The 25,790-nt window shown below is 36.6% G+C and carries 18 protein-coding genes and 1 pseudogene; 13 read left to right on the top strand and 6 right to left on the bottom strand.

Features of this window, described 5'->3' with window-relative positions; all coding sequences use genetic code 11:
* Positions 1-36 precede the first annotated feature (36 nt).
* Together ACTQ45_RS06040 and ACTQ45_RS06035 are read right to left on the bottom strand one after the other, a co-directional pair.
* Entirely contained in the window at positions 37-1,050 is a 1,014-nt protein-coding gene (locus tag ACTQ45_RS06040) for a LacI family DNA-binding transcriptional regulator (protein ID WP_441763230.1), read from the bottom strand.
* 194 nt (positions 1,051-1,244) lie between these two features.
* A complete protein-coding gene (locus ACTQ45_RS06035) occupies positions 1,245-1,355 on the bottom strand; it encodes a hypothetical protein (protein WP_441763229.1) in 111 nt (36 codons plus the stop codon).
* A 167-nt stretch (positions 1,356-1,522) separates the two neighbouring features.
* Between ACTQ45_RS06035 and ACTQ45_RS06030 the strand changes: the two genes are divergently transcribed.
* From ACTQ45_RS06030 to ACTQ45_RS06005, 6 genes are all read left to right on the top strand, one after another.
* Positions 1,523-2,731, top strand: coding sequence for a hypothetical protein (locus ACTQ45_RS06030; RefSeq protein WP_441763228.1), 1,209 nt, complete (start codon positions 1,523-1,525; stop codon positions 2,729-2,731).
* A 66-nt stretch (positions 2,732-2,797) separates the two neighbouring features.
* Complete coding sequence (locus ACTQ45_RS06025; RefSeq protein ID WP_441763227.1) at positions 2,798-4,333, top strand: hypothetical protein; 1,536 nt, start codon at positions 2,798-2,800, stop codon at positions 4,331-4,333.
* Positions 4,334-4,343: 10 nt separating this feature from the next.
* Positions 4,344-5,450, top strand: coding sequence for a zinc ribbon domain-containing protein (locus ACTQ45_RS06020; RefSeq protein ID WP_441763226.1), 1,107 nt, complete (start codon positions 4,344-4,346; stop codon positions 5,448-5,450).
* 420 nt (positions 5,451-5,870) lie between these two features.
* A complete protein-coding gene (locus tag ACTQ45_RS06015; RefSeq protein WP_441763225.1) occupies positions 5,871-9,254 on the top strand; it encodes a DUF1002 domain-containing protein in 3,384 nt (1,127 codons plus the stop codon).
* Between the two features lie 1,908 nt (positions 9,255-11,162).
* Positions 11,163-13,994 (top strand): DUF1002 domain-containing protein, encoded by a 2,832-nt coding sequence (locus ACTQ45_RS06010; RefSeq protein ID WP_441763224.1) that lies wholly within the window; start codon positions 11,163-11,165, stop codon positions 13,992-13,994.
* A 73-nt stretch (positions 13,995-14,067) separates the two neighbouring features.
* A complete protein-coding gene (locus ACTQ45_RS06005) occupies positions 14,068-14,274 on the top strand; it encodes a hypothetical protein (protein ID WP_441763223.1) in 207 nt (68 codons plus the stop codon).
* 209 nt (positions 14,275-14,483) lie between these two features.
* Here the strand turns inward: ACTQ45_RS06005 and ACTQ45_RS06000 are convergent, their stop codons facing one another.
* Positions 14,484-15,827: a hypothetical protein gene (locus tag ACTQ45_RS06000; protein ID WP_441763222.1), complete on the bottom strand. Its 1,344-nt coding sequence runs from the start codon at positions 15,825-15,827 to the stop codon at positions 14,484-14,486.
* Positions 15,828-16,200: 373 nt separating this feature from the next.
* Here ACTQ45_RS06000 and ACTQ45_RS05995 point away from each other — a divergent pair, with 373 nt between their 5' ends.
* On the top strand, positions 16,201-17,520 hold the full coding sequence (locus ACTQ45_RS05995) for an IS1380 family transposase (RefSeq protein WP_441763221.1): 1,320 nt from the start codon (positions 16,201-16,203) through the stop codon (positions 17,518-17,520).
* Between the two features lie 339 nt (positions 17,521-17,859).
* Here the strand turns inward: ACTQ45_RS05995 and ACTQ45_RS05990 are convergent, their stop codons facing one another.
* Together ACTQ45_RS05990 and ACTQ45_RS05985 are read right to left on the bottom strand one after the other, a co-directional pair.
* Positions 17,860-17,985, bottom strand: a complete 126-nt coding sequence (locus ACTQ45_RS05990) for a hypothetical protein (protein ID WP_441763220.1) — start codon at positions 17,983-17,985, stop codon at positions 17,860-17,862.
* Positions 17,986-18,147: 162 nt separating this feature from the next.
* Positions 18,148-18,246 carry a LysR family transcriptional regulator gene (locus ACTQ45_RS05985; protein ID WP_441763219.1) on the bottom strand — a complete coding sequence of 33 codons (99 nt, stop codon included), beginning with the start codon at positions 18,244-18,246 and terminating at the stop codon, positions 18,148-18,150.
* 123 nt (positions 18,247-18,369) lie between these two features.
* Between ACTQ45_RS05985 and ACTQ45_RS05980 the strand changes: the two genes are divergently transcribed.
* From ACTQ45_RS05980 to msrA, 6 genes and pseudogenes are all read left to right on the top strand, one after another.
* On the top strand, positions 18,370-19,539 hold the full coding sequence (locus ACTQ45_RS05980; protein ID WP_441763218.1) for a 5-methyltetrahydropteroyltriglutamate--homocysteine methyltransferase: 1,170 nt from the start codon (positions 18,370-18,372) through the stop codon (positions 19,537-19,539).
* Positions 19,540-19,747: 208 nt separating this feature from the next.
* A complete protein-coding gene (locus tag ACTQ45_RS05975; protein WP_441763217.1) occupies positions 19,748-20,551 on the top strand; it encodes an alpha/beta fold hydrolase in 804 nt (267 codons plus the stop codon).
* A 15-nt stretch (positions 20,552-20,566) separates the two neighbouring features.
* Positions 20,567-21,553: a sensor domain-containing diguanylate cyclase gene (locus ACTQ45_RS05970; protein ID WP_441763216.1), complete on the top strand. Its 987-nt coding sequence runs from the start codon at positions 20,567-20,569 to the stop codon at positions 21,551-21,553.
* Between the two features lie 312 nt (positions 21,554-21,865).
* Positions 21,866-22,096: pseudogene (locus ACTQ45_RS05965) on the top strand (transposase); the annotation flags it as partial.
* A gap of 617 nt (positions 22,097-22,713) precedes the next feature.
* Positions 22,714-23,586 carry a MetQ/NlpA family ABC transporter substrate-binding protein gene (locus ACTQ45_RS05960; RefSeq protein WP_441763215.1) on the top strand — a complete coding sequence of 291 codons (873 nt, stop codon included), beginning with the start codon at positions 22,714-22,716 and terminating at the stop codon, positions 23,584-23,586.
* A gap of 12 nt (positions 23,587-23,598) precedes the next feature.
* Positions 23,599-24,123: a peptide-methionine (S)-S-oxide reductase MsrA gene (gene msrA, locus ACTQ45_RS05955; RefSeq protein WP_441763214.1), complete on the top strand. Its 525-nt coding sequence runs from the start codon at positions 23,599-23,601 to the stop codon at positions 24,121-24,123.
* Positions 24,124-24,190: 67 nt separating this feature from the next.
* Here the strand turns inward: msrA and ACTQ45_RS05950 are convergent, their stop codons facing one another.
* Positions 24,191-25,780 (bottom strand): potassium/proton antiporter, encoded by a 1,590-nt coding sequence (locus tag ACTQ45_RS05950; protein WP_441763266.1) that lies wholly within the window; start codon positions 25,778-25,780, stop codon positions 24,191-24,193.
* Between the last annotated feature and the right edge of the window lie 10 nt (positions 25,781-25,790).

The raw sequence follows: 25,790 nt of genomic DNA, 5'->3' as shown, positions 1-25,790 counted from the left end.
AAATTAAGAACTAACCAACGGGGAAAACCAGCATCCTTAGGACACTACTTTATTTGAGCTGATTCTTGCGAACAGTTCACCCTTTACTATCACTGGTTCATAATTGAGTGAAATTTCACCATTAATCAGTGAGATTAAGTTTTCAACTGCCACTTCACCTTTTATTTTATGATTCAATTCAAATGATGAGAGACCTGGCTCTACCATCTCAGAGTATGTCAAATTATCAAAACTGATAACTGATAAATCTCTATGATCTATTTTCTTATTCCTCATTTGCTTAATTAAGTTTAATGCTAGTACATCTGCTGTTACGACTATTCCATCAAAACTAGTTAACTCATCCAGATTGTTCTCGTATTCATTAGCAGTAAATACTTTATAATCCTCAATATGATTCTCTGATAAACTACTACGATAACCCAAATATCTTTGCTGAATAACACTTGGCAAATTTTCTTCAAACTCGTAAGATAGAAAGGCAATTTTTTTCAATCCTTTTTTTAGTAGATGTGCAGTTGCTTCCTTGGCAAGTTCATAATCATTATTATTTACAAACTTTACATCTTTTCTTTCAATTAAAGGTTTTATTTCCTCTGAGACAAGCGTATCTATAAAGACAATTGGACTATTACAGTAGTTTATTACATCTGATATAAAATCACTTTGGAAACCGACGGCGATAAAACCTGCAAACTTCCAATTTTTTTGTATTTCAATTAAATCATTACGATTACTTATATGATGTACCAAAGTAAACATATTTGTTTTTTTCGTATGGAGAACAACTCCATTCATTATTTCAGCAGCAAAAGGATCAGAAAAATTATAGTCTGGTGATTTTCCAAAGTAGAGTAATCCAATTAAATGTGAAGTGCCGGATAATGCTTTGGCGTTCATATTTACCGAGTAATCATACTCCTCGATAATTTTATTTATTTTTTTAATTGTCTTTAGTGAAACTTTGTTATGATTGTTATTAATTACATTCGATACCGTCATAACACTAACCCCAGCTTTTTTTGCGATATCATTCATAGTTATTTTCATTTATCCACCTCCTGGTTTATCGTTAAACTAAACTTTTAAAAAATTCGTTTAACGATAAACTTATGGTTATTATATATATACTACTTTTATTTGTCAACGCTTTCAGCGAAACTTACTTAAAGATTTACTCTAAATTATAATGATAGTCGTCCCTGTAGTGGTTCAAAACATCCCCTCCCACCAGACTCCCCTAGTTACTCATACTGACTAATTATTTCCTTTAGACGCTTTAGGTAACTGTTCCTAAGCTCTTCCGGCTCCAACACATACACCCTATTGCCTAGGCCAACCAGATACTGAACCATATATATTGTGCGTTTATGCACTGAAAAGTAATGTGTTAAGAGAATCTTAAGTATAATTAAAAAAGTTAGTTCTTGTTTAATGAGTGGCAAAAGGGTATTTGTCTGCGTAAGAATACTTGAACAAGGATAGAGACGAAAGTCCTAATATAAATAAGGAGACGATGGCTATGAACTTTTGTACGCAATGTGGTTTTTCATTGAAGGGGATTCAAGGAGGTTGTCCTAATTGTGGTCAAGTGATTGAGGAAATTGAATTAGGAGCAGTGCAACCGGCTGAAAACAGCCATAAAGTAGCAGCTTTTGATTACCAGAAAATTTTAAACCTCATAAATTTATTACAGCGTAATTTTTACTTAGTGTTTATATGGACCTTGCTATTATTTGTGACCCTTTCATTTTCAACTCAAGCAGGTTGGTTACTACTAACTTTGAGTTTGGTAGGAGCTTACTTGTTTGCTAATTATAAAACAGATCAATCACTTGAATTGAACCAAAAAATTGAAACGTGGTTTATTCATCAAGTCATCATGGTGCCAGAAAAGTTAAAGGAGTTAGATAGTTACACCCAACAGATCAGTGAAGAGACACGGGAGCTTTATCATTCGGTTAAAACCAAAGCACACACCCAAGTGGAGAATATTAAAGATAATTACCAACAAAGTTCTCTTGGTGTGAGTAAAGCACAAAAATTACCATCAGTTGATCAAGCAATATTAGATGAAAAAAATCAACTATCTACTGCTCAATTAGCGAATGATAGTGGATCGCTTCGTCGTAGAAGGAGATTGCAAGCTCAAGCTAGAAAAACACAGCAAATCAAGCAACAACAAGTTGAATCGAGTGAAGGAAATACTAGCGCGTTGATTCATACATCGGATAAGACCTCAACTCTTTCTTTTATCATGTGGATTCTTTTGACTGCATTAGCACTATTTATCTATTATAGCGGGATAAATAATTACTCTTTATTTGATGTCAATGCCTCCGTTTTGTGGAATTCCTACCAACAGACAACCTTCAGTATGTCAGAAGTTATTGAAGCTTTGGGTTACGGTGCATTATTTGATAATTCTGGTCAATCAGAGTTTTATCAAATGATATTTACTATCATTGCTTACTATTTACCAGTTGTTTTCGCGGTATTGAGCTTCTTACGCTCTAAATTTAGTGGCTTTATCCAATTTATTATTAGCGTCATCATGGGTGGCGGTATGACCTATTTAATTTATCTGGCAATCGATTCAAATCTATTTATTCGTTACGACAACGATTATGGATCAGTCTCGACGGATTTAGGCTTAGGGAGTCAAATGATTTTAGGATCAATTATATTATTACTAGTATGCTCACTGTTTAAAATGTTCAAAGGGAAATAAGTCATCACACTAAATGACTTATACATCATGATAGAAATATAACTTATTTGAATTGGGGAGAATAAAATGAAGTGTCATGAATGTCATCAACGAATAGAGGTACAGGCAAAATATTGCCCGTATTGTGGCTCAACCATAGAGGCAAAAGAGTTAGAAAAAGCTTCAAGAGTAGCTATGAAAACAAAAACAACTTGGAATCGTAAAGGAATACTAATTATTTTGTTTCTTAGTATCTTCCTGGGAGGAGGCTTTTGGGCTTGGCAAGGCGATGCTCTATCAACCATTGGTTTTAAACAGAAAGTTCCAAAGCAGGTAATTGCTTATCCTTATCAAGATGCTTTTGGTTTAAACATTCTAAATGAGGATTTAGAAGTCGTTGCTCAAGATGTTGGTGCTGAAGTAATAGGATTTACGGGGCCGGTTTCTTACGTTTCAGGATTTAATGAGTATGGTGTTGCGGTTGTTAGAGATCAAAACTCTTTGTTTTGGTTAGTTAATCATCAAGGGGAAATAATTTCTGAAGGTTTTAACACCATGAATAGCAGTCCGTTTGGTATATCAGGACCTGAATCAAGCTATGGCATATCAAGCTCTTTTAACGGCGTACATACCGCTAGCAATGATGATAAGTATTTTTTGATAAATACAACAGGAGACGTTTTATTTGAAACAGTAGGAGTGATTCTTCCATTTGAAGTAAATGATGTGACAGTATTGAACGATTACAGCAGATCGCACAATAATGGAACAGAACGTATTGCGTCAGGAGTTATTACGGATTCAGGGGAGATCGTTATACCAGTTAAGTATCACTACTTATCAGTAGTGGATAATGAGCATTTTATCGTTAAAGAATGGGAATATGAGGACATGTATCGTTTAATTGATCGTTCAGGGCAAACGATTATACAAATAGAGACCGATACACCTCCCGTAGTAGCTCATACAGACAATGACGTATTTATTAGTGCAACAAACTATTGGGGAGAAACAACAGTTTTCAATATTAATGGTGAAAGTATGTTAAGAGTACCTTATATAACTAATTTCAGCGCATCAGAAAATGGGGAGTATCTTTATCCCGGTTATTTAGATGATAACAGCCAACAATATATTGTTTATACCGCTGAAGGGGAAACACATTTTCAAGGAGATAAAATAAAAGATTATCACAGAGTGAATAATAATAATTGGTTAGCATTTTCAGACTACAGTGGCTTCGGTTATATTGATCTTGAAACAAGAGAATCCGTTCAAATTCCTTATGAAATGAATGACTCGTATTTCTCATTTATTAATGGAACTAATGTCGGAACAATCACAAATAATCGGGGAGAACATGTTTTCTTCAATAGCCGTTTAGAAGAGATTTTCTTACCTGAAACTCAATTGATGGGACATTTTGTCCAATTTGAGTTGAATGACATTGTTTATATTTACAAAAATAAAGGCTTCTATGTTTTAAATAAGGATGGGGATATTCTTTCAGAGGATGCATTATATGCTTTTGCGCATGAAGATTCCGTATATATTCAAGAGACTAATGGTAAAGCTTATTTGCTGAATAAAGACACAGGCAAGATAATAAAAGAAAAGAAATAGGAGAGAGAATATGACATACTGTTCGAATTGCGGTGCGAAATATTTAAAAGATGCACGGTTTTGTATAGATTGTGGTCAAGCAATTTCTGTAGGCTCAGCTAGCAATATTACTAATGGAGATGAGAACACTAGTGAAGGACAACTAAGTCCTTCAAAGTTAGAATCAGAAGAAACACTTGAAGAAAATGATCGTTCTATCGAAGTGACTGACGATGCTAATTTAATACCTCTTAAGTCATCTCCTCATGGTACTGAAAATGATGTGAGTGACTTAAAGAAAAACCACCGGAGAAATAATAAGAAGATAGTGTTAATTCTGCTAGCCGTTGTCTTATTATTGGGAAGTTTAATCTTTTTCATTTGGAATAACTCGTCAAATGAACCAGAAGTCTGGCGTACCACTCAAACAGAAGATTATCCCTTTTCAATGAATGTGACGATTGATGAAAATCGTTATTCGGCTGAGGTGATTCCTGAATCCTATGACTATATGGAACTTTATGAGTTAAATAATAAAATGATTTTAGAAGGAGAGATGCTTCCTACTAACAACCCAAATAGTCAACAAGTCAAGCTTGAAGCAATCTCATTTGAATTGAATGACAGGTTTATATCAGAATATATAGGAGATATAACTTATGGGTTTTCTACTAGTTATTCTGCAGATGGAACGATTATAGAAGAATCTTTCGATGAGTTTAAAAAGAATTTAACAATCGATTGGAATTCACAGACGACGAAGGAAAAGAAAGCATTGCTAAATCAGTATAATAATGACTTATTCAAGGTGGTTAAAAGTGAACTTGGTTATGCGACCAATTCACAATTAAGTTCAATAAAAGAACTTGAGAGTTATATACAAGAGATTATCGATAATATTTATGAAGTTGACGGTGGTTTAGGTATCAAGATATCTCTCGATGAATTAAAAGAATTTGTTATGCTCGTCTCAACTATTGATGAGAACACTTTCTATGATTCTCAAGAAAGTCTCGCAATGATCAATGCATTAGAGAGTCTTGTTAAATTTGAGCTTACAGATGAAGTATCAGCCTTTGTAAGCATACCATTTACTAATGAGCGCTTATATTTTAGAAAAGAAATACAGTATAGATAAATTTACTTCCCACAATTAATGCATAATTCATTCAGTTTTTGTGGGAACAATGATTGCCGAAAAGTTATGGGAAACACCAAGGTAAAGAGTGTGCCAGAGAAAGTTCAGGACTTTGCCAGCTTCTTATCAAGCTTATTTAGTAGTATTAATGTAATCGAACAATTTGTATCGTTTTTATAAGATTTTTTCGGGTTTTAATAGAAGCTAGATACTCTGAGTAAATGGAATGAGTTAACAGTAAATGTACTGAAGTTATATGGCATTTATTGTGGAAAGATTTAACTGATTAAGTAGTGAGTAAAATGAAAAGAACGATGAAGTGACAACTTACATGACACTTTATTAGAAGGAATGATTATATTGAAATGGTTTAAACGGTTATTAGCTTTAATAATAGTTAGCGTTTTTATTTTAATCGGGATGAATTCAGGAATTTTGACAAGTATTCAGAATATAATATTAGGGAATCCCCAAACTTCCAATGACGAATCAAAAACACCTGAAATAAGAAAAATGGCAGCTATTGGAACAAATCTTGATAGTTCGCAAAAGAGACAGACCATTCAATTACTTGGAGCTGGGGATGTAGAGCCAAACAATATCCTGTCGGTTGATGGCTTGGTTTTTCATCAGTATCTAAATGATGGATCAGACATCAATACCTCGGTAGTTTCGAGCGCAATGATTGAGCCACTAAACCCAGGAGAAGGGCTGCGAGTTGAAATTGTGACTCCAACTAATATTGAACTAATCTCCAAAGCAACTTTTGAGAACGCTGCTTTGACGGCAGGTGCTAAGGATATGAAGATAAAAATTGCAGCGATTCGACCAGTTACGGGTGAGGGAGCCTTAGCCGGTGTTTACGCTATGTTGGATCATATGGGCTATCAATTAGAACAAGATGATATTGAAGTTGCAGAAGATGAAATTCAGATTGTTATTTGGATAAAAACAGAATTTAATTTGAATGATGATTTATCTAATCGATTTATCCGAGATTTTAAACTAAGAATTAGTGAGTTTCTAATGGACAATACTAAGATTACGGAAGACGATATCTTATCAATTGTGATTAAGTTGTGTGAAGATTACGGAATAAATTATGCTCAACATCAGTTAGACCATCTAGTTGCATTTGGTATCAACTATGCAGGTACTCAATTCGCCAACCAAGAGGATGCCGTAAGAGTTCTGAATGATCATAACTTTAGTCAATATGATGGAAAATGGATTAGCATTATACCTAATCTTGATTTAAATTGGAGTCATGAAGAATTACTTAGTTTAGAAAATCCAGCGGAATATCGCAATGAAACTATCTATCATCCAATTATTCCGGCGATGTTTGATTATTATTTTGATAGTATTCAAGAGGATAGTTGGATAAGTTTAGATGCTTTGTTGGGGCATACTTTTGTTATTGAAGCGATGTCACCTCAGTTTACAGACCAAGAATTAACGGCGTTAAATCGTCTACGAGCTTATATCTATTACCACGCTGTAGCAGTTGAGTCAGAGAGAGTAGCGGTAATAGGTGTAGAACCAACATTAACAAAAGTTGAAGAATGGACTCAATTGGCTTGGGAACATGAGCAGAGACGTGTCAATCAACCTGTGGAATATGACTTGAAGCAAAGAATTGCTAATGCAAGTGGCTATGGGGTAGAAGTCTATCACTACAATCCATTCGAAAACTTAAATGGAACTAGAAATGAATCTTACGGCAACTTACCATTATACGGTTTTAATATTAAAGGTATTGATGATGATTATAAAATTGGTTCAATATCGATTGTAAAGGCGATTGACTCTGAAACTAACCAACTCTATAGTATTAATCAATACGACTCTAATGCGATGGAAAAAATTTCAGACACGTATGATTTTACAACAATTTATGGAGTTTCAGTTGCTAATAATTATCAATCGTTATTTAATTCAACGGAAGATAATGCAGATCCAATCGGAGCAAATAATACTAGTGAAAGGGAGGATTTACTTGAAATAATGGTATCAGGTAATTTGACTCCTCAAGTACCCAATTCGGAATTAGAATTATTAATCGCTGAGATGGAAGGCAATGTAAAATTTGAGCTTGAAAGTTATGGAGCAGATACTATTTACTCTATCCCCCAACGTTCATTTGATAAAGGGAGAGTGCTAGGAATAAAACTGAATGCAAAGGCTAAATATGCTTTTGATTCGTATTTAATCGAACTCGCGAATGACTTAATCTCTCAAGAGCATGGTGAAAATCCATTGGATGACATCGGAGGGCAGAAGGCACTCGAAGATACCTATATGTTCAGATACGATCTTTCTTTACCATGGCAAGATCTGATTGCAAGTGTGGATGCTTACAATAGCGTATCGATTAATGAATTAGCAGCGATGCGAACGTTAGATTTAAGCGATAATACGCAATATCATCCGATTATTCAAGCGATGTATGAGAAAGTTTACGATCTAATGGTTCTAAATGAAATCGTGGATATGGACGTTATCTCGCATACATTTATTTTTGAGAACTTAGTGGCCGAATTAACAGAAGAAGAACGTGAGGTTTTAAACTACTTAAGACTATTAGGCTATTACTATCAAACAAATACAGAGGCAATTCAATGGGGAGTTATAGAAGATTATAAAAATCTCGAAGAGAAAGACACTGTAAAAGGGATTTGGTTATCAAAAGTACGTAGCTTATTAGAAATACAGTCTAGGGAACCGGAACGTTATGAAGCGATTCAACAGATAGCATTGGTGACCGGATCTGCTTATGAAGTCTCTAGCTACTTAGATGTTGTGTACGACAATTTTGAAGGGATTTATGCTTACTCTGTAATACCTTCATATATTAAGCACTTCTCGCAAATGGATTCTTATCAGTACAATCCATTAACTAAAAAAATGATGTATAAATCAGGGCCGTATGAATCGGATTCAATTGAGGAAGTCCAATCAAGATTCAATTTTAGTGATTACTATGGTGTTTTCTTTGAGTCTGCCGTTGAAGATGTGCAAGGTAATCTAAATGGTGATTCAGAACCAGAATACGTGCTTGATACAGAGCAGAACGAAAACCAAGCAATCCCAGAGTCGATTAGTGATATTAGTACAGGTACCGTAGACTGGCTACCAGTTGATTGGCATAGAACGACGCCACGTATGCGCCCGGAAATTCCCGATGTAACTTGGCTGTTGATGTCGCACCATGCTCAGTCAGGAAAAATTTTAGTAGAACCCATCTATTTAGCGGAACCTATTATATCAGGTTATGCTGATCCAAACTCTGACGTGGCGATTGAATGGTTATTGAATAATCCTTACGTTGAAGATCAGGTAAGTTATTATCATACTGTGACTACAAATGATCGAGGCTATTTTGAATTTGCTATTGATAGGGAAGTCAATCAAATTATGCCTGCATCAATCATTACTGTTTCTAATTTAGGACCGAGTGGTGGGGCAATAACTGATATATATGGCTATGGTTATGTTCCTACGGCCTTAGAACATCCATCAGGTCTATTAACCTTAGAACGTTACTATCGAGAGGTGGGGGATATTGAGGGGTACACCTATCCTTATGCGGAAGTTAGTATTGCATACTTAGATGGTTATGCGGGTTCGGGTTACAAAGTCATAGCGGATAGTGAAGGTTACTTTTACTGGAAGATAGGTGCGACCCGTCGGAATAATACTTTCACTACTGTCGCAAGTGTGATTCATCCTGAAACTGGAGAAGAGATTTCAGTGGTCCCTTATCCTTGGACGCAAAGTGAGTTAGATAATGCGGTGTGGTAGTGCCAGAGTGTTAAAGGATTGATGTTAATTGTATTTTAAAAGTGGTTCACTTCAGTAGTAATTTAATAAATCAATAGACTACTGCAATGAAGAGAAGAGTAACTTATTTCTTAACAAGTAAAGAGAACCCGGTTCGGTGAAAAAGGGCAGACTAAGAGTAAGTGAAGATGAGCTTGGATCAGTTTACTTAGTTAACGCTATTTAAACAGACACACCCGATATCGTGTACAGTATTGTTTGATACTGGTAGAGCTATTATTTGTAAGAATAATAGAAATTTGGGTGGTAACGCGACTTTTCGTCCCTTTTGTTAGAGAAATTCTGACAAAAGGGGCTTTTTTTTTAGTCATGTTTGTCAAGCACGCGCAGTTTGTCTAAAGGTTATTAATACTATAAGGAGAATCACAATTATCTATAAGTAGTTGTCGCAAGTTATTAGGTTGTCGGGATGTTAGGAAGCAATTGTCATCAAGTCACGTATCAATCATTCAAGAGAAACAAAGCGTTTAAAAACAACTTATTACAAAGAACGCCAATTGCATCAGAAACTTAAGACTGTCATTGTTTGACACTATATTGGATATGGCATGAAAGCTAGGGAGCGGCTGATTACGAGCTCATACAAGAGACTGCCATGCCTCAATGCATTATTAAGTACTATCTCAATCAATAATTAGTCGGTAACACACTTAAAAATAAAGTGGCTAACTTAAACTTGAAATTTACGATCACTTTTTAGTAATCTATTACTACACATTTTATATAAAAGACTATATAAATCATAATGCATATAATTTTTTTAATCCTATTTTTTATAAATTCACTTTTCTATAGTTTTTTTGATATAAGGTTTTAAATTTCCAGGTTTAACTTCTATTTCTATAAAATCAAAAAAATTTATAAATTTGATATAATTAGTTGGATCTGGAGAAATTTGAGAATCAGATAGAATTTTATTTATACAAAAATCATTATATTCAAAGCCGTTATTACAAGCATGTTTTTTATGCTTGCTAATTTTATTTGGTATTCCAATAATTATACTACCACCAAATTCATTTGTTGAATTTAAAAACCTTAGAATATCAGTAGCAATGCTTTTTTTGATTCATTTAAGTCTATGTAGGTTATAATTTCTGAATTAAAATACATCTATGTAACACTTCTTTCTTATAAAACTTAAATTAACTGCATACTAGATAGGTGTTCATTATTTTTATACTAACAATATTAGAGATTTCTTTACATCTGGTGGAGTCTATCCTATTGATGGAGTTGCTTTCCCAGCAATCTTTAAAAGGTTATCTAACTTTAAAGAGCATATCAATGAAGTTCTATTGAATGCAAGTGAGGACTTTATCGATATGTGTCAAGAATACTGGAATGAAGACTATAGTTTTAATGTTAATAAAAATTTTCAAGAAAACTATTATGACTTAATAGACTGTGTAGGGGAAAAATATTATTCATTTTTATTGGATAATCTACCAGATAGAGAATTATTATCATTACTAAATTAACGTTCAGTTTATTGTAACGCTCTTCATGGTTCGCCTCAATTACCGCGTCACATAAACGGCGTTATTACGTTTCAGGTTTATATTAATGCAAGTATAAAGTCTTTCCTTTTTAATGATATTCAATTGAATACGTGCATGTAGCGTTCGTCTAGGACTACAAATCGCGATTATTTGTATCAGCTTAGTCGAAAATCGCTATACCAGTTTTGATTCGTAAGGAAACTCTATAAATATGGTATGAATTTGAAATAGCATAATCAAGAATTGCATCCGCAATCGTACTAAATTCTAAAACGTATTTAAGATAAATTAAAATATCAAAATACGTTGTTATTAAAAAAGATAACGGTTACAATGAAGGTATTAATACAAATAGGAGGTTGAAAATATGCATAGCTTGAAAAGGGTTCTACTTATTGCTACATCACTATTAATGTTTTCACCATTACTTAGTAGTCCAATAGTAAGTTTTTTGCAATTAGAGGAAGTCAGTGCTGTTAGCGAAAACACTGCAGATTCTTTGATGTCACTTGGTGATACACTCAACGTTGAACAGGCGGATATGACCAAACAGTTATTAGGGGCTCAGGATGTGACACCAGAAAATACCATCCGAATTGATGGAACAACGGTTAATAAATACTTAAATGACGGTTCAACAGCCAGTACTCAGGTATTCTCAAGTGCATATATCCAAGGACAAGACGAAAACTACGGCGTGCGAGTGCAAATAGTCACACCGCAGAATATAACGCTTGTTTCGCCAATGACTTATCAGAATGCAGCCATTACAGCAGGTGCTAAAGATGTGTTAGTCCGAGTTGCGACGGTGGTAGAAGTAACCGGTGAAGGCGCGTTGGCAGGTGTGTATGCTTTGCTAGACAAATCCGGCAACACCTTAAAGCAAGAAGATATTCAAGTGGCAGACAAAGAAATAAAAGTCATCCAGAATATCAAGAAGAATGTGACAATCAATGATTACACGATCAACCAGATGATGACGAATATTAAAATTCAGGTGATTCAACAAATTAATCAAACAACTAACATTAGCAATGAACAACTAAATTTAATCGTGATTAACAACCTACAACAATACAATATTGATGCGGAGTTAAACAATGATTTGCTACAACAGCTACTCGAATATGCGAAAAGTTTCTCTGAAACAGATGCTGCTCAAACAGAAGAAACAATCAAACAATTAGAAATCAGTATAATTGGAAGTAACTGGCCAGAAATTTTAGCGACTCAAGAAGGCAATATGACTGCCCAACAAGCACTAAAATTAGATCAGCCGGATTACAGTGATCCTTCCGTTTATCATCCAATTATTCCCGCTCTGTTAAATACATTAAATGATCGCTTCAGTCAGGGCGAAGATTATATTACTGATATTTACTCGCATACATTTATCGTCGAAACGATGTTGCCACAATTATCGCAAGTAGAAAAAGATGCTCTGAACTACATTAGAACCGTGATCTATCAAGTGCAGGCTAGTCACGATGAAGCGAGATTACTCCGAGGTAAAGAAGAAGGAATCCAAGTAAGACCAATCAAACAAGACTGGTTACGGGCTTTAAACCAAGCGGCTCAATTCAGACAAGACCCTGCTCTAAATGAGATGGTTTCAAGAATTGCCATTGCAACTGGACATGCACCGGAAGTATTCAGCTACTCAGAGTGGATTCAATTTGATAGTCGCTTTATGACTTCTATTCGCAATTTTGGAGGAGTGAGTAGTGGAACGGTCGGTCATTATGAAATAGACATCAATACATTAGAAGTATATGATGCTGGTGCACTAGCAACTGGTGAACCAATGGCCCCAACTTTTGATTTTAGTGGCATTTATGGTGTAGCAGTCGAAAATAATGCCATTCAAGCACCCGTACCATCAGTGTATGAAGTCCCAGAAGAAACAGAATTCTTTGATGAAGACGATGAGATTGTAAGTGTTGAGGAGTTGCCAGAAATGGGACCTGAAGAAACGCCTTCAGAACCAGAATCATCTGAAGAAGCTCCAGCAGAATCAACAGAAGAAACTTCAGTAGAGTCAACAGAAGAAACTTCACTAGAGTCAACAGAAGGTATTTCGATCGAATCAACTGAAGGGGCAACAGAGGTTCCAACTGAAGAAAGCAGTGAAGTACTAACTGACCCAGCTGTAGAAAATTCTACAGAAGTTCCTGCTGAAGAATCGGACGACAAACCGCAAGTTGATTTACCTTCTTTCAACTCAAGCTGGCGCGATGTTTTAACAGCTAGTAAGAATGAAGTAGTGATGACGACTGAGGACATTCTAAAGTTTGAACGGGCAGATTTAAGTGATTTGAATATCTACCATCCAATTATCGCAAAATTCTATGATGACTTTACGATACAAGTTTCCAATCGTCGTTCTGTTCAAGAACTGGTCTCTCACACGTTTGTTTTTGAAGAGATAACACCGGAAATTAAGCCAGAAGAGCGAGCAGCTTTGAACCAATTAAGGTGGTTTGCCTTCCAGTACTTCTTAAACGAATTTGAAGCTCAAAGAGAACCAGCCTTTGATCAACATAAAATACCTTACCGTGAAGAATTACTGCGTCGTTTAGATACCCACGCTTCTTTAATACAGGATGCAAATATGAAAGAAATATATAATTTAATTAGTCAAACAACCGGTTATAGTATGCAAGCATATGCTACACACAATACGTTGCTAGAATTAGATGAACAAGTTTATCAGGAATTCAGTTTCTGGTTTGACCAAGTAGGTGGAGCAGAATATGCATTATTCAGTTACCATTTCGAAACAGGTAGCGTAGGAACTCGTGGAATTGGTACCGAAAATATCAATACCGTCCAACCGCTAGATTTCAACAACCTATATAATGTGTCGGTTCAAAATAACTATCAGCCTAGTAGCTCAATTCAAATAACAACTGAAGCCCAACAAAAATTGGACGAAATTAAAGCCGCTAGAGAAGCTGAAGCATCGAGCGAAGAGCCCGTCGTCGAACCAGAGCTGGAGCCAGAATCAGAAACGGTTGTGGAGGAGGAGTGGATATCACCGCCTGTGATTATAGAACCAGAGCCAACTCCAGAGCCAACTCCAGAGCCAACGCCGGAACCAGAACCAACGCCGGAACCAGAACCAACGCCGGAACCAGAACCAACGCCGGAACCAGAAGTGTCTGAAGAGGAACTACCTTTGGTTACAGACTCAGAATAATGATGATTAGTTAAGTTTCTAGTGGATCAACAAGTATATTACAGCCACAAAAGCTCATCGAGAGTTTAGAAATTTGAAAAGTGAGTATGATATAGAAATTAACAAAGAAACACAGTTTGTCACACTTGTATCAGTGAACTTGCTGGATTATCTTCAAGATAGTGTTCCGGTCAAGAAAACAATCAAGATTCCACGCTGGCTAAATGTTCGAGCAACAAAAGCTGGCATTAACTTTTCAAAAACAATGACAGAAGCCTTGGTGGAAAAACTCCAAGTATAATAAAAAAGCAGTTGATCAAAAAACGATCAACTGCTTTTTCCTATTTCTGTTTTGAAATATTTTGTCAGAATTCTTCGATTTCTGGTGCATATAAAGTCGAATGAGAATTTGTGAATAAATGTCGGCGCGTGGCATATTCTGAATCCTGTCTAGGAAAGTTTTGATGCCTTTATTGTAAGTGCCGGGCGATTATAGATTAATTGCTAATGTTATTGAGATAAGTACTCAACCATCCGAAATTCTACATAGTAATCGGCCACAGGATAGGCTAAGGAAACGCCACCCGTTTTATTATAGAAAAGATAGGCATGGTGCTGGCTTTCACTATACCAGCCCGTACCACCCAATTCACCAGGACGAACGAGTGTGTTTACTTTCACCTGACGATTACCTTCAGAGAAATAAGAAACTAGATTAATTTTTTGAGTGTCCACTGTTTCAATTTGGGCTGTTCGTTGAATCGAGTCTAAGTCCATTAGTTCGATATAGATAGTCGAGGGATTATCTTGCATCCCATTGCCACTACCTAGGAAATGGATGGACGAGCCTGTTTGATCTGTCCAAGTACCATAACGTGCTATATCCGCAAAATCAACTTGATACTGATAGCGCGTGTCCATGATGGTTGGATTACCATATTGGGAAAAGTACTGAGAGAGGTAATCAAACAACATGAAGCTAGCACCTCGAGAGATATTGAAGCTATTCATTTGGTTAGCATACTTTGGATCGACAAAGTCACCTTTAAACACATTACCAGTTTCTAACGTTAACATTTCCAATCTTGCTAGTTCAGCTTCGGCTTCGGCATAACTGTATTTATCGACGATGCCACCATTCGCAAATAACTCGATGATTTCGTCCCGTTTTGGTGACAAGCTTAAAGTTGAATCACTCTGATCGGCAGTGGACTCACTATTTAAGGACTGCGAGCGTTCAACCAGTCTAGCAGTAATATCGAAGACGCCATCTGCGCTGGTTCGTCTTGTTGTTAGAATACCAACTTGGGGCGCTAAATAAGTCTGCGTGCGATTATTAGATTCATCAAAACTTTCAGTTACCACCACATTTTGATAAACCTCTCCCTGATGTTCAAAGCTTGAGAGAATATCAGTGACCGTTACTGCTTGTTGGCTGGCATAGCCTTGATAGAAGACTTGACCGACTTGTAAGGTAGGAGGGAAGACCAAAGATTTAGTATTATCCGCCGAATCTGGGTGATAACGGAAGTCTTGTTGAGGATCCTCGCCTAAGAAATAAGACAATTCATAAATGCCGTCGCTATTTACTTGGTAAATATGAATTTTATTGATAGCGTAGTTATCGACGTTAAATTGATAAATCCCTTTTGCATTAGGTGGATAATAGACATCAACTTCGTAATCGTCAAATTCCATGCCATCTGATAAGAATTTATAATAGGTATCGAAATAATAAGGGGCATACTCTTGGCTATTCACCACAGGACTATTGGCATCAACGACGAGCATTTGCCTATTAAATATCACAACAAGCAAAGTTAACCAACCTAATAGCGTCTTTCGATTGTTCATCCGCTCAACTCCTTTATATAGTCATTTTATCACATAATAAATAGTTGGAATATATCTAATTATTAAGAATAGACGATTTGGTTGGCCGAATGGCACAAAAAATGATTGTTTAGATAAAGGGTTTTGAATAAAGTCCGATGGGAAGATTCTTTTACGTCTTTTAAAGATAGGTAGTTAGAGTTGGCCTAAAATAACAGTAAGCTGAAACAAATATATTAAACCTGAATAATTCATAGTTTTACTAATAGTCTTTCCTAACATTGATTTAATAGTCTTTAAAGTAATCTGCTTCATCACCCATTAGGTGATGAAAAAGACCCCCTTTCTGATATGGTTAATTCACCACAAACTACCATAGAAAGGGGTTCTCTCAGTGGTTACTTTACAAGAAAACGCCGTAAAATTCAACAATAATTTAATCGTTTCTCATGATGGTGGTCGTTTATCAAGTGATTCTGGTTTAGTCCTAATCGATGAATTAATGGATGCTTTCCAATTTACTCAGCTCTCTGAAGATATTGTTACATTTAACGACAGTCGTAAATATTGGACACACACGAATCATAAGATTCTAAAACAGTTAATTCTGCAAATTATAGGTGGTTATAATACTGATTCTGCTGCAAATATTTTACAGCATGATCCGGTATTACAGACGTTCTCAACCGATAAGCCGTTGGCTTCTCAATCATCAATCTCTCGGCTTTATGATCGTGTAGTAGGCGAAACAATTGACTCACTTCAAGTATTCAATCAAGCGTTAATTGACAAAGCTCGTCTCCTTCGTAACGATACAAACATGATCATCGATTTAGATTCTACCCATTCAGATACATTCGGCAATCAAGAACAGACAGCTTACAACGCCCACTATGGAACAAATGGCTATCACCCATTAGTGGCGTTTGATGGGATAACCGGTGATTTTTTAAAAGCTAAACTTCGTTCAGGTAACCAATATACTTCTAAAGGGGTTAAAGAATTTCTTAAACCGTTATTGGAGCATTATAACCAAGCGATTCCAACCACCGATATTCTCGTTCGGGGAGATAGTGGATTCGCGACACCGGATATTTATGATTTATGTGAATTATACGAAAATCATTATGTTATTCGGCTAAAGGCCAATAGAAATTTGTATCGCTTAGCTGAAGAATTTGTGTTCTATGATAATGATCATCCATGGGATGAAAAAGAAGTATATTATCACTCGGTTTCATACCAAGCAGCCTCTTGGACGAAGTCCCGACGTGTCTGTGTCCGTTCGACTCGAGAAGTAGGTGAACTCCTTTTTAACCATTCCTTTATTGTCACGAATTTCTCAGAGAACATCTCGGCTAAAAGAGTATTTGAAACCTACAATAAACGCGGTACCATGGAAAACTATATTAAAGAAGCCAAAAACAGCTTCTTTTTCGATAAAACAGATAGCCCAGAATTCCTTGAAAACGAAGCACGCATGATGATTAGTCTGTTGGCATACAATGTGGTTAATTTCTTACGTACCATATGTTTTGAACCAAAATCAAAAGGACTCCAAGTGAATACGATACGTCTTCGTCTATTTAAAGTGGCTGGAAAGCTCGTCACTACAGCAAGACGAATCTATTTAAAACTATCGAGTTCCCATGTTTATCAGCGAGAGTTTTATGCAGTATTCAGGCAAATCCAAAGGATTCAGCAGTACATTTAAAGAACCTGTTTTTTAAAACCTTTTAAATGGCCTAGGGAGAAGTGCGCCCAAAATTCGTGAGATGAGACTAAAAAGTTTTTCTTTAGCTTAGAAAATCGATTAAAATATTTTAATTTCGATAAAGTGATCCAAAATTGAAAAATAACGACTAGAATAACTCAATATTTAAAAGTGTGAATTATTCAGGACAAATATGTATATCTTTAAGTGCTTTAATTTTTTCTCATAAACAAGTTGATATTTCTACTCTTGTCTTTGACGCTTTTACGAGAGTGAAGCGCCCCTAAATGCTGTTATTACAGCGTTTAGGGGCGTTTTTATTTTTAGCTTTTTTGCGTACTATTTCTTAGTTTCTTCTTCTTGATTATTCTTAAGATTTCTCAGATCAATCGATTGATAATCTGTTCGGAAACTAAAGCGTTCATGGAGTTGATCAGTGACAGCGATACGCTCATAAGCCAGCAACCAAACTTCGTCTAAAAATCAAAAACATTTATCGGTTTTCATCGCTTTCAAGGGGGCGAGTAATTGTTTCGACATTTGTTAGAGCGTGATTGATTTGTCGTTCACGTATCCTTTGTCTGGTATTGGTGGTGTTTAGACGAATAGGTCACAATCCGGCGTTGTTCAGAAGGGTGGTTGAGAAATATACAATTCACTGGCCGCTTGAGTAATTGAAGCAGTTTCCACAATTTCAAGAGAATATTCGAGTTGTTTTAGTTTCAAAGAATGTCATTTTTAAAAGTAATGCATAGTTAAATTCTATGACGAGTGCATCAAAATAGATATTACCAATACCTAAAGATTCATTCTATACTATTAAAAACACATTGAAAAGGAGTTTTAAACATGACAACTAAACAAACTAAACGATTTTTAACTGTCGGTTCACTATTACGTCCAACTACTTTATTAGAGTATAAAACTAAAATCGAGCACCGCGACGATATTGCGTATCCTTTCTATAATGACTTTGACGGGTATAAAGAAGAAGAAGATCAAGCCGTTGAAACAGTGGTTAAACAACAGGTTGATCTTCAAATACCTGAATTAACCGATGGGGAATTCTCTAAATCATTATGGCACCTGGATTTTGTATGGGGCTTAAAGGGAATCAGACGCTATATCGCAGAAAATGGTTATTTCTTCCGTGATTTAGATCAAGAAGGCCACTATGAAACACGAAAAGATATTGGAATTAAAATTGAGGAGCCTCTAGATGGTCATAATCACGTGTTCATTGACCATTATAATCGCTTAAAAGAAGTAACGCCAAAAGGAGCGGTTCTAAAACAATGTATCCCATCTCCTTCCCATGTTTTCGGTGAAATCAGTTTATCTGATAATATCGGTGGTAAAGTATATGACACATCAGAGGAGTTCAAAGCTGATCTAAGTCAAACTTACAAGGATTTCTTAAAAGAATTTGCAGAAGCAGGTGGCACGATTGTTCAGTTTGACGACTGTCTGTGGGAATTGTTTGCTGAAGACAACCCGCGCAGTCCGTTCAGCGAAGATAAATTTAATCCCACTTCTATGATCGGATTGGCACAAGAGTTTATCGATTTAAATAACGATGTGATTGCATACGCTCATTCGCTTGGTTTGAAAGTATACACCCACAATTGCCGTGGTAACTATGATTCACGAAGCATGGGTGGAGGAAGCTACGAGAAAATTGCTCACCTGTTTCTAGAGAAACAAAACTATGACCGTTTCTATTTAGAGTGGGACGACGAACGTGCTGGCAGTCTAAGTGCCTTAAGCGCCTTTAAAGATAAACCAGAAACAGAAGTCGTATTAGGTTTTCTGTCGAGTAAAACATCGACTTTAGACAATGAAAAAGCAATTCAGAAACAGTTAGAAGAAGCTACTAAATACATAAATAAAGATAAACTTTATTTATCTCATCAATGTGGTTTTGCTTCATGTGATGGCGGAAATGAATTGTCTCATGAACAACAATGGGATAAGATTAAACAAGGTCAAGCAATCGCCTACGGTTTCTGGGGCGAGTAACTTAAGGAGAAGCCACTTCGAGTGGTAACTGCTTAAAGTTAACGTTTTAATAATACAGCTAATTGGCTGGTTTGAGTTCAGGAAACTACTGGACTTAGACCAGTCAATTTTTTGACTATAATTTAAGATGACATATATCATATGTTAAGCTTTTAGTTTATAATGAAGGTGAAAATTAAAAGTTTCACAAACTGGAAGGTTGAAAAGCATGCTTAATATAAAAGAACGCAATAATGTGAAAGTATTTGGTCAAGGTGAAAAAACCATCATTTTTGCGCATGGTTTTGGATGTGAACAAGGAATGTGGCAATATATAATTCCCATGTTTGAGAACAATTACCGATTGATTGTTTTTGACTACGTTGGGTCAGGTGAGTCCGATATGACTGCTTATGATACTGTGAAATATAGTGAATTAGCAGGTTACGCCCAAGATGTCTTAGAAATAATCGAGGCTTTAGCGTTAGAAGAAGTTATATTTGTTGGTCATTCAGTCAGTTCGATGATTGGTTTGATAGCGTCAATTCAACAACCGAATTACTTTGATAAATTAGTCATGATTGGCCCTTCGCCCTGTTACTTAAACACTGCTGACGGTTATCGGGGAGGATTCGAGAAGTCGGATATCGAAGATTTGCTCGGAATGATGGAGATGAATTTCACAGGTTGGGCAAGTTATATGGCGCCGATGGCCTTAGAGCAGCCGATTGAAGTCGAAGCAGTGCAGGAGTTACGTCATACTTTTGTCTCCAACGATCCAAAGGTGGCGCGACAGTTTGCAGAAGTAACCTTTTATTCTGATTGTCGTGACTTATTAAGTCAAGGCCAAGTCGATACACTGATTTTGCAATGCTCAAGCGATAGTATCGTGCCAATTGAAGTTGGAGAATATCTACATCAACATTTAAAAAATAGTCGTCTGCATATTCTAGATGCTAAGGGACATTATCCGCACATCAGTCATCCGCAAGAAACCGCTTCAGTGATAAAAGATTACTTAGAGGTAAACTAAGAGAGGAAGAAAGTAATGACTCATTCTTTGAGTTCTTCTCCTGCTGGACTTTTGACACTGAGCCATGAAGGTTATATTTTGGAAGCAAATAAGACTTTTCAGGAGGAACTGGGTTACAAACCAAAAGAACTAATCGGGGAGCATCTGGAAAAGTTATGTCGACCTGGCGCGAAGATGATTTTTCATTCCTATTTTTTTCCAAATATCAATATGTACGGTGTGGTGAAAGAACTTTTTGTTAAATTGAAAAATAAGGAAGGTACAGAAGTTCCTTTTATCTTGAATGCTCGTCAACGACCTGTGGAGGAGTTGCAGCAAATTGATGTCGTCCTCTTACCGATGAAACGGCGGATGGAGTACGAACAAGAGTTGCGGCAAACGAAGCTTCAATTAGAAGAAACTATCCGTGAAAAAGAAACAGCACTCGATCAGCTAAAAAATATTTACCAAGAGATTCAAGCGAAACAAGAAACACTGGCTGTGCTTAACTCAGAATTATTAATAGCAGCGAACACGGATAATTTAACAGGCATTGCAAATCGGAAACACTTATTAGAACTATTGGCCGATTATAATTCACTAAGTCAATCGACCGGTGAAAGTTTGTCAGTCTTGTTAATCGATATCGATTATTTTAAAAAGGTTAACGATGTGTACGGTCATGACGCGGGCGATGAGGTATTAATCAGCTTAGCGACATTTCTCCAACAATTTTCTCGTCCTGGTCAGTTAGTTGGGCGTCTTGGAGGGGAAGAGTTTTTAATGCTTCTCCCTAATGTAGATAAAACGCTCAGTCTGGCAGTTGGCCAGCGATTGAAAGAATTAGTTGAACAAGCTCAATGGGAAACGGTTGGGTCTTTGACAGTTAGTATTGGTGCTGCTACGCTGATTCCGAAGGACAGTCAAAAGGAGCTTATCAAGAAAGCCGATCTGGCGCTTTATTATTCAAAAGAAAATGGCCGTAATCAAGCAACCCATTACGATGACATTCATAAAGATTAAGCAAAAAGATGGCCTAACCTTAAAGAGTTTTAGTAGTGCCCCTTACAGTTAGCGTTTTAATGATGCAAATAATTGTCTAGTTCGAGTTTAGTAATCTACTGGCTTTAGATTAGCCAATGTTTCTTTAAACCAAAATTCCAGAGAGATGTATCAAAGAAAGCTTACGACTATAAATAAATCAACAATTTAACTGCTTCGCTATAGTGATACGGGGCTACGAATCTTCATTCTCTTTAAATTTGGTCAATTTTAGTTCTTTATTGCATTCTTTTCCCCTCTAACCCCCTCTAAATCGGGAAACGGATTTAGGAGTCACTACACGACTTCGAAGATGCCTTTCAATACACAGTCCTGGGTAACTCTCACGACCGGCTGAAAGAACCAACCTTCTTGAATGTTTGAACCAAGAAGTACTCAGAAGAGAAACGATCATTCGATTTTTCCAAACCATGCGTCAGTACATCGATTAATTGGAACAGTCCTTATGGACCTGAATGACTAATGATCAGTTCAACAAGAAACTATATTACGTTTGACAAATAGGAAACATTGAGAGCTTTGTATAGGATGTTACACAGGATTATGGAGTTGACTAATAAAATGTTAATGGCAGGAAAATTAATCGTTTTTTAATCTAACCGTTGACAATTCTAATCTAAAACGGTAATATACATTTAATAAATCAATAGACTACTGCAATGAAGAGAAGAGTAACTTATTTCTTAACAAGTAAAGAGAGCCCGGTTCGGTGAAAAAGGGTAGACTAAGAGTAAGTGAAGATGAGCTTGGAGCAGTTTACGTAGTTAACGCTATTTAAACGGACACACCCGATATCGTGTACAGTATTGTTTGATACTGGTAGAGCTATTATTTGTAAGAATAATAGAAATTTGGGTGGTAACGCGACTTTTCGTCCCTTTTGTTAGAGAAATTCTGACAAAAGGGGCTTTTTTGTTTTTTTTTAGTCATGTTTGTCAAGCACGCACAGTTTGTCTAAAGGTTATTAATACTATAAGGAGAATCACAATTATCTAAAAGCAGTTGTCGCAAATTATTAGGTTGTCGGGATGTTAGTAAGCAATTGTCATCAAGTCACGTATCAATCATTCAAGAGAAACAAAGCGTTTAAAAACAACTTATTACAAAGGGAGAGATTTACTATGAAACAGACAAAACAGATTAAACAATGGATCCAATTAATATTAGGTGTCATTTTAGTTGTCGGACAATTTATTTTACCAACCGCATCAGCCCAAGAAGCTAAAGAGTTTGAAGGTGAAACGATTGTGGTTGGAACAGTCAGTGATTCGGCCTTAGAGTTATGGGAATACGTGGCAGCCAAAGCGTTGGAAGAAGAGGGTATTGTCTTAGAAATCGTTCTATTCAATGATTATAATCAGCCAAATGTGGCTTTACAGAATGGTTCAATTGAAGTCAGTGCTTTCCAAGGACATCCTTTCATTAAATCGTGGAATGAAGATAATGACGGCAGTGTCTTCGCGATTGCGAACACCTTATTAATGCCTTTAGGCTTATATTCAGACAAACATGCTTCAGTGGATGATATTCCTGAAAATGGTGTGATTGCCTTACCTAATGACCCTTCCACTTTAGGACGTGCTTTACTGGCTTTAGAAATCGCTGGTTTAATTGAAGTCGACGATGAAGTCGGAATTTACGCGGACGAAGCAGATATTACAGACAATCCAAAGAACTTAGACATTTTATTAGTTGAACCAAACTTTGCGGCCTTATCTTTACCAGATGTGGATGCCGCTTTAGTCAATACAAACTTTGCCAACGATGCAGGGCTATCAATTGATGACGGGATCTTTAATGATGCGGCTGACGCAGCTAAAGTGAACCCACTCTATATTAATACCATTACAACCTTGGAAGAGAATAAAGATAACCCGCTGTATTTAAAATTAGTAGAAATTTACCATACAGACGATGTGAAAGAAAAATTACTTGAAGTCTATGACGGACACGTTTTCCCAATGTTTGAAGTCCCATTACCAGAAGTAGACTAAGTTAAAAGGAGAATGACTATGACCAAACAAACGACACAACAAGAAACTGCAATTTTAGCCGGAGGCTGCTTCTGGTGTATGGTTAAACCTTTCGACCAATGGGAAGGCGTTCACTCAGTAACTTCAGGTTATACCGGTGGACACACAGTGAATCCAACTTATGAAGAGGTGTGTAGTGGCGAGACTGGCCATACCGAAGCGGTTAAAATTGTCTTTAACCCAAGCAAGATTAGCTATGAGCAACTGTTAGATATCTACTGGACTATCAGCGACCCAACTGATGCGGACGGCCAATTTATTAACCGTGGCTCTTCTTATCGTCCAGGCATTTTCTATTTAAACGACGAACAGAAAGCCAAAGCCGAAGCTTCTAAAACAGTTTTAGATCAAAGCGGACGTTATGATAAACCCGTTGTGACCGAAATTACGGCAGCCGGACCATTCTATGATGCCGAAGAATATCACCAAGATTTCTACCAAAAGGATCCAGAACATTACCAAGCCTACCGAATAAGATCAGGCCGCGACCAAGTCTAAAGCTTGTCACACAAAAACAGAAGTAACCCCTTCTTAAATGAATGAGTGACTTCTGTTTTTATTTTTATTATATTTTGCCATTAATATCCTTTGGTCCAAGCACTAAGACGGTATCCCCTTCGAGAATCACGGTATCCCCATTTGGAACGACCAATTCGTTATCATCTCTCAAAACGAGAACAATCAAAGCAGAACGATCTAACTTAATCTTACTGATTTTCTTATTAACCCAACTGTTGTAGTCATTAATTCGAAACTCTAATAAATCCGTCCCTACTACGTCGAAATAAGAACGACCAGCCAATACGATGATATCACCTGCTAACAGTTGAACGTCACCGTTGGGTACAATCGTTTCTCCTTGGCGAAGAATTTTAGCGATAATAAACTCAAAGGCTAAGTTAATATCTCGGATATAAGCATTGACTAAAGAGCTATCCTCTTTTATTCTGGTTGCTAGGAAGCCGACGTCACTTTTATCTTGTAAGGAGTTAAAGTTGCGTAAAGACGCATCTTCTGGATCTACCATGTGAATTTTCTGAGAAATAACGGGTAGTAAGCCACCTTGAATCAGCGAGGATAATAAACAAATATCAAAGACGATATGATAAATATCATTCATATTAGGCGTATTTGAGTTGACGACACTAATCGCAAAAGCGATGGCCGCAGCCCCTCTTAACCCCGCAAAGGCGATCACAGCTAATTGATTCTGTTTCATTTTAAATGGCAGCATGAGGCCGTAAACAGAAGCTGGGCGTGCAATGACTGTCATAAATAACATAATAACCAATGCAGTTGGCATCATCGAAACAATCGAAGCTGGGTTTGATAATAAACCAAGTAAGAAAAATAAGCCGATTTGCGCTAGGTTGGTAAAGCTATCAAAGAAGAAAACGACCTCGCGTTTTCCGACAAACTCTTTGTTACCAATAAAAATACCAAAGATATAGACGGCTAGATAGCCATTTCCTCCCAATTGGTTGGTGAATTCAAAAGTGAATAAAGCGGCAGCCGCTAATAGAATTACTTCGAGTCCCTCTTTTAACTTCAAGTAACTTAACAAACGAATGAAAATCCAACCGAGTGCGAATCCGAGGGCCAGTCCTAAGCCAATTTGTAAGAGGATCAAAGAGGGGACATTAACAGTCTCACCTTGTAGTAAGGTCGTGAATAGAATAACCATCGTATAGGCTGTCGGGTCATTGGAACCAGATTCGAGTTCCAACAAGGAGTCTGTATTATATTTTAATTTGAGTTGGCGGGATGATAAGACATCCGAGACACTCGCATAATCGGTCGATCCAATAATTGATCCTAATAATAAGGCTTCTAAAAGTGAAAAGTCAAAGACCAGATAGACAAAGAAACCGGTAATTAAGGCCGTGAGAATAGTACCTAAGAAACTTAAAATGATGGCTTCCTTGGCGACGGGTTTTGACATCTTCCATTTAGTCCCAAAACCACCATAGAAAATAATGAACATCAAGGCTAAAGAAGCGACTTGATTGGAAAAGGCATAATTAGTAAAGTCTACGCCGAAGAAATTAAAAGACACTCCTAAAAGCATGAACAGTAGTAATTGCGGAATTTTTAAGTCATTCGCAACTCGCATCGCGATTAAGGCTAGAATCAGCACTAGTGAAATAATTAGAATATAAATAAGA

The sequence above is a fragment of the Fundicoccus sp. Sow4_D5 genome (assembly GCF_052116365.1).
Lineage (GTDB): Bacteria > Bacillota > Bacilli > Lactobacillales > Aerococcaceae > Fundicoccus.
This window is presented reverse-complemented; position numbering and strand designations above follow the sequence as displayed.

What these genes read in the sequence shown, in the direction of transcription:
- ACTQ45_RS06040 (WP_441763230.1), bottom strand. Translation starts at nt 1,050, where the DNA reads ATGAAAATAACTATGAATGATATCGCAAAAAAAGCTGGGGTTAGTGTT.
- ACTQ45_RS06035 (WP_441763229.1), bottom strand. Translation starts at nt 1,355, where the DNA reads ATGGTTCAGTATCTGGTTGGCCTAGGCAATAGGGTGTATGTGTTGGAG.
- ACTQ45_RS06030 (WP_441763228.1), top strand. Translation starts at nt 1,523, where the DNA reads ATGAACTTTTGTACGCAATGTGGTTTTTCATTGAAGGGGATTCAAGGA.
- ACTQ45_RS06025 (WP_441763227.1), top strand. Translation starts at nt 2,798, where the DNA reads ATGAAGTGTCATGAATGTCATCAACGAATAGAGGTACAGGCAAAATAT.
- ACTQ45_RS06020 (WP_441763226.1), top strand. Translation starts at nt 4,344, where the DNA reads ATGACATACTGTTCGAATTGCGGTGCGAAATATTTAAAAGATGCACGG.
- ACTQ45_RS06015 (WP_441763225.1), top strand. Translation starts at nt 5,871, where the DNA reads ATGAATTCAGGAATTTTGACAAGTATTCAGAATATAATATTAGGGAAT.
- ACTQ45_RS06010 (WP_441763224.1), top strand. Translation starts at nt 11,163, where the DNA reads ATGCATAGCTTGAAAAGGGTTCTACTTATTGCTACATCACTATTAATG.
- ACTQ45_RS06000 (WP_441763222.1), bottom strand. Translation starts at nt 15,827, where the DNA reads ATGAACAATCGAAAGACGCTATTAGGTTGGTTAACTTTGCTTGTTGTG.
- ACTQ45_RS05980 (WP_441763218.1), top strand. Translation starts at nt 18,370, where the DNA reads ATGACAACTAAACAAACTAAACGATTTTTAACTGTCGGTTCACTATTA.
- ACTQ45_RS05975 (WP_441763217.1), top strand. Translation starts at nt 19,748, where the DNA reads ATGCTTAATATAAAAGAACGCAATAATGTGAAAGTATTTGGTCAAGGT.
- ACTQ45_RS05970 (WP_441763216.1), top strand. Translation starts at nt 20,567, where the DNA reads ATGACTCATTCTTTGAGTTCTTCTCCTGCTGGACTTTTGACACTGAGC.
- ACTQ45_RS05960 (WP_441763215.1), top strand. Translation starts at nt 22,714, where the DNA reads ATGAAACAGACAAAACAGATTAAACAATGGATCCAATTAATATTAGGT.
- msrA (WP_441763214.1), top strand. Translation starts at nt 23,599, where the DNA reads ATGACTATGACCAAACAAACGACACAACAAGAAACTGCAATTTTAGCC.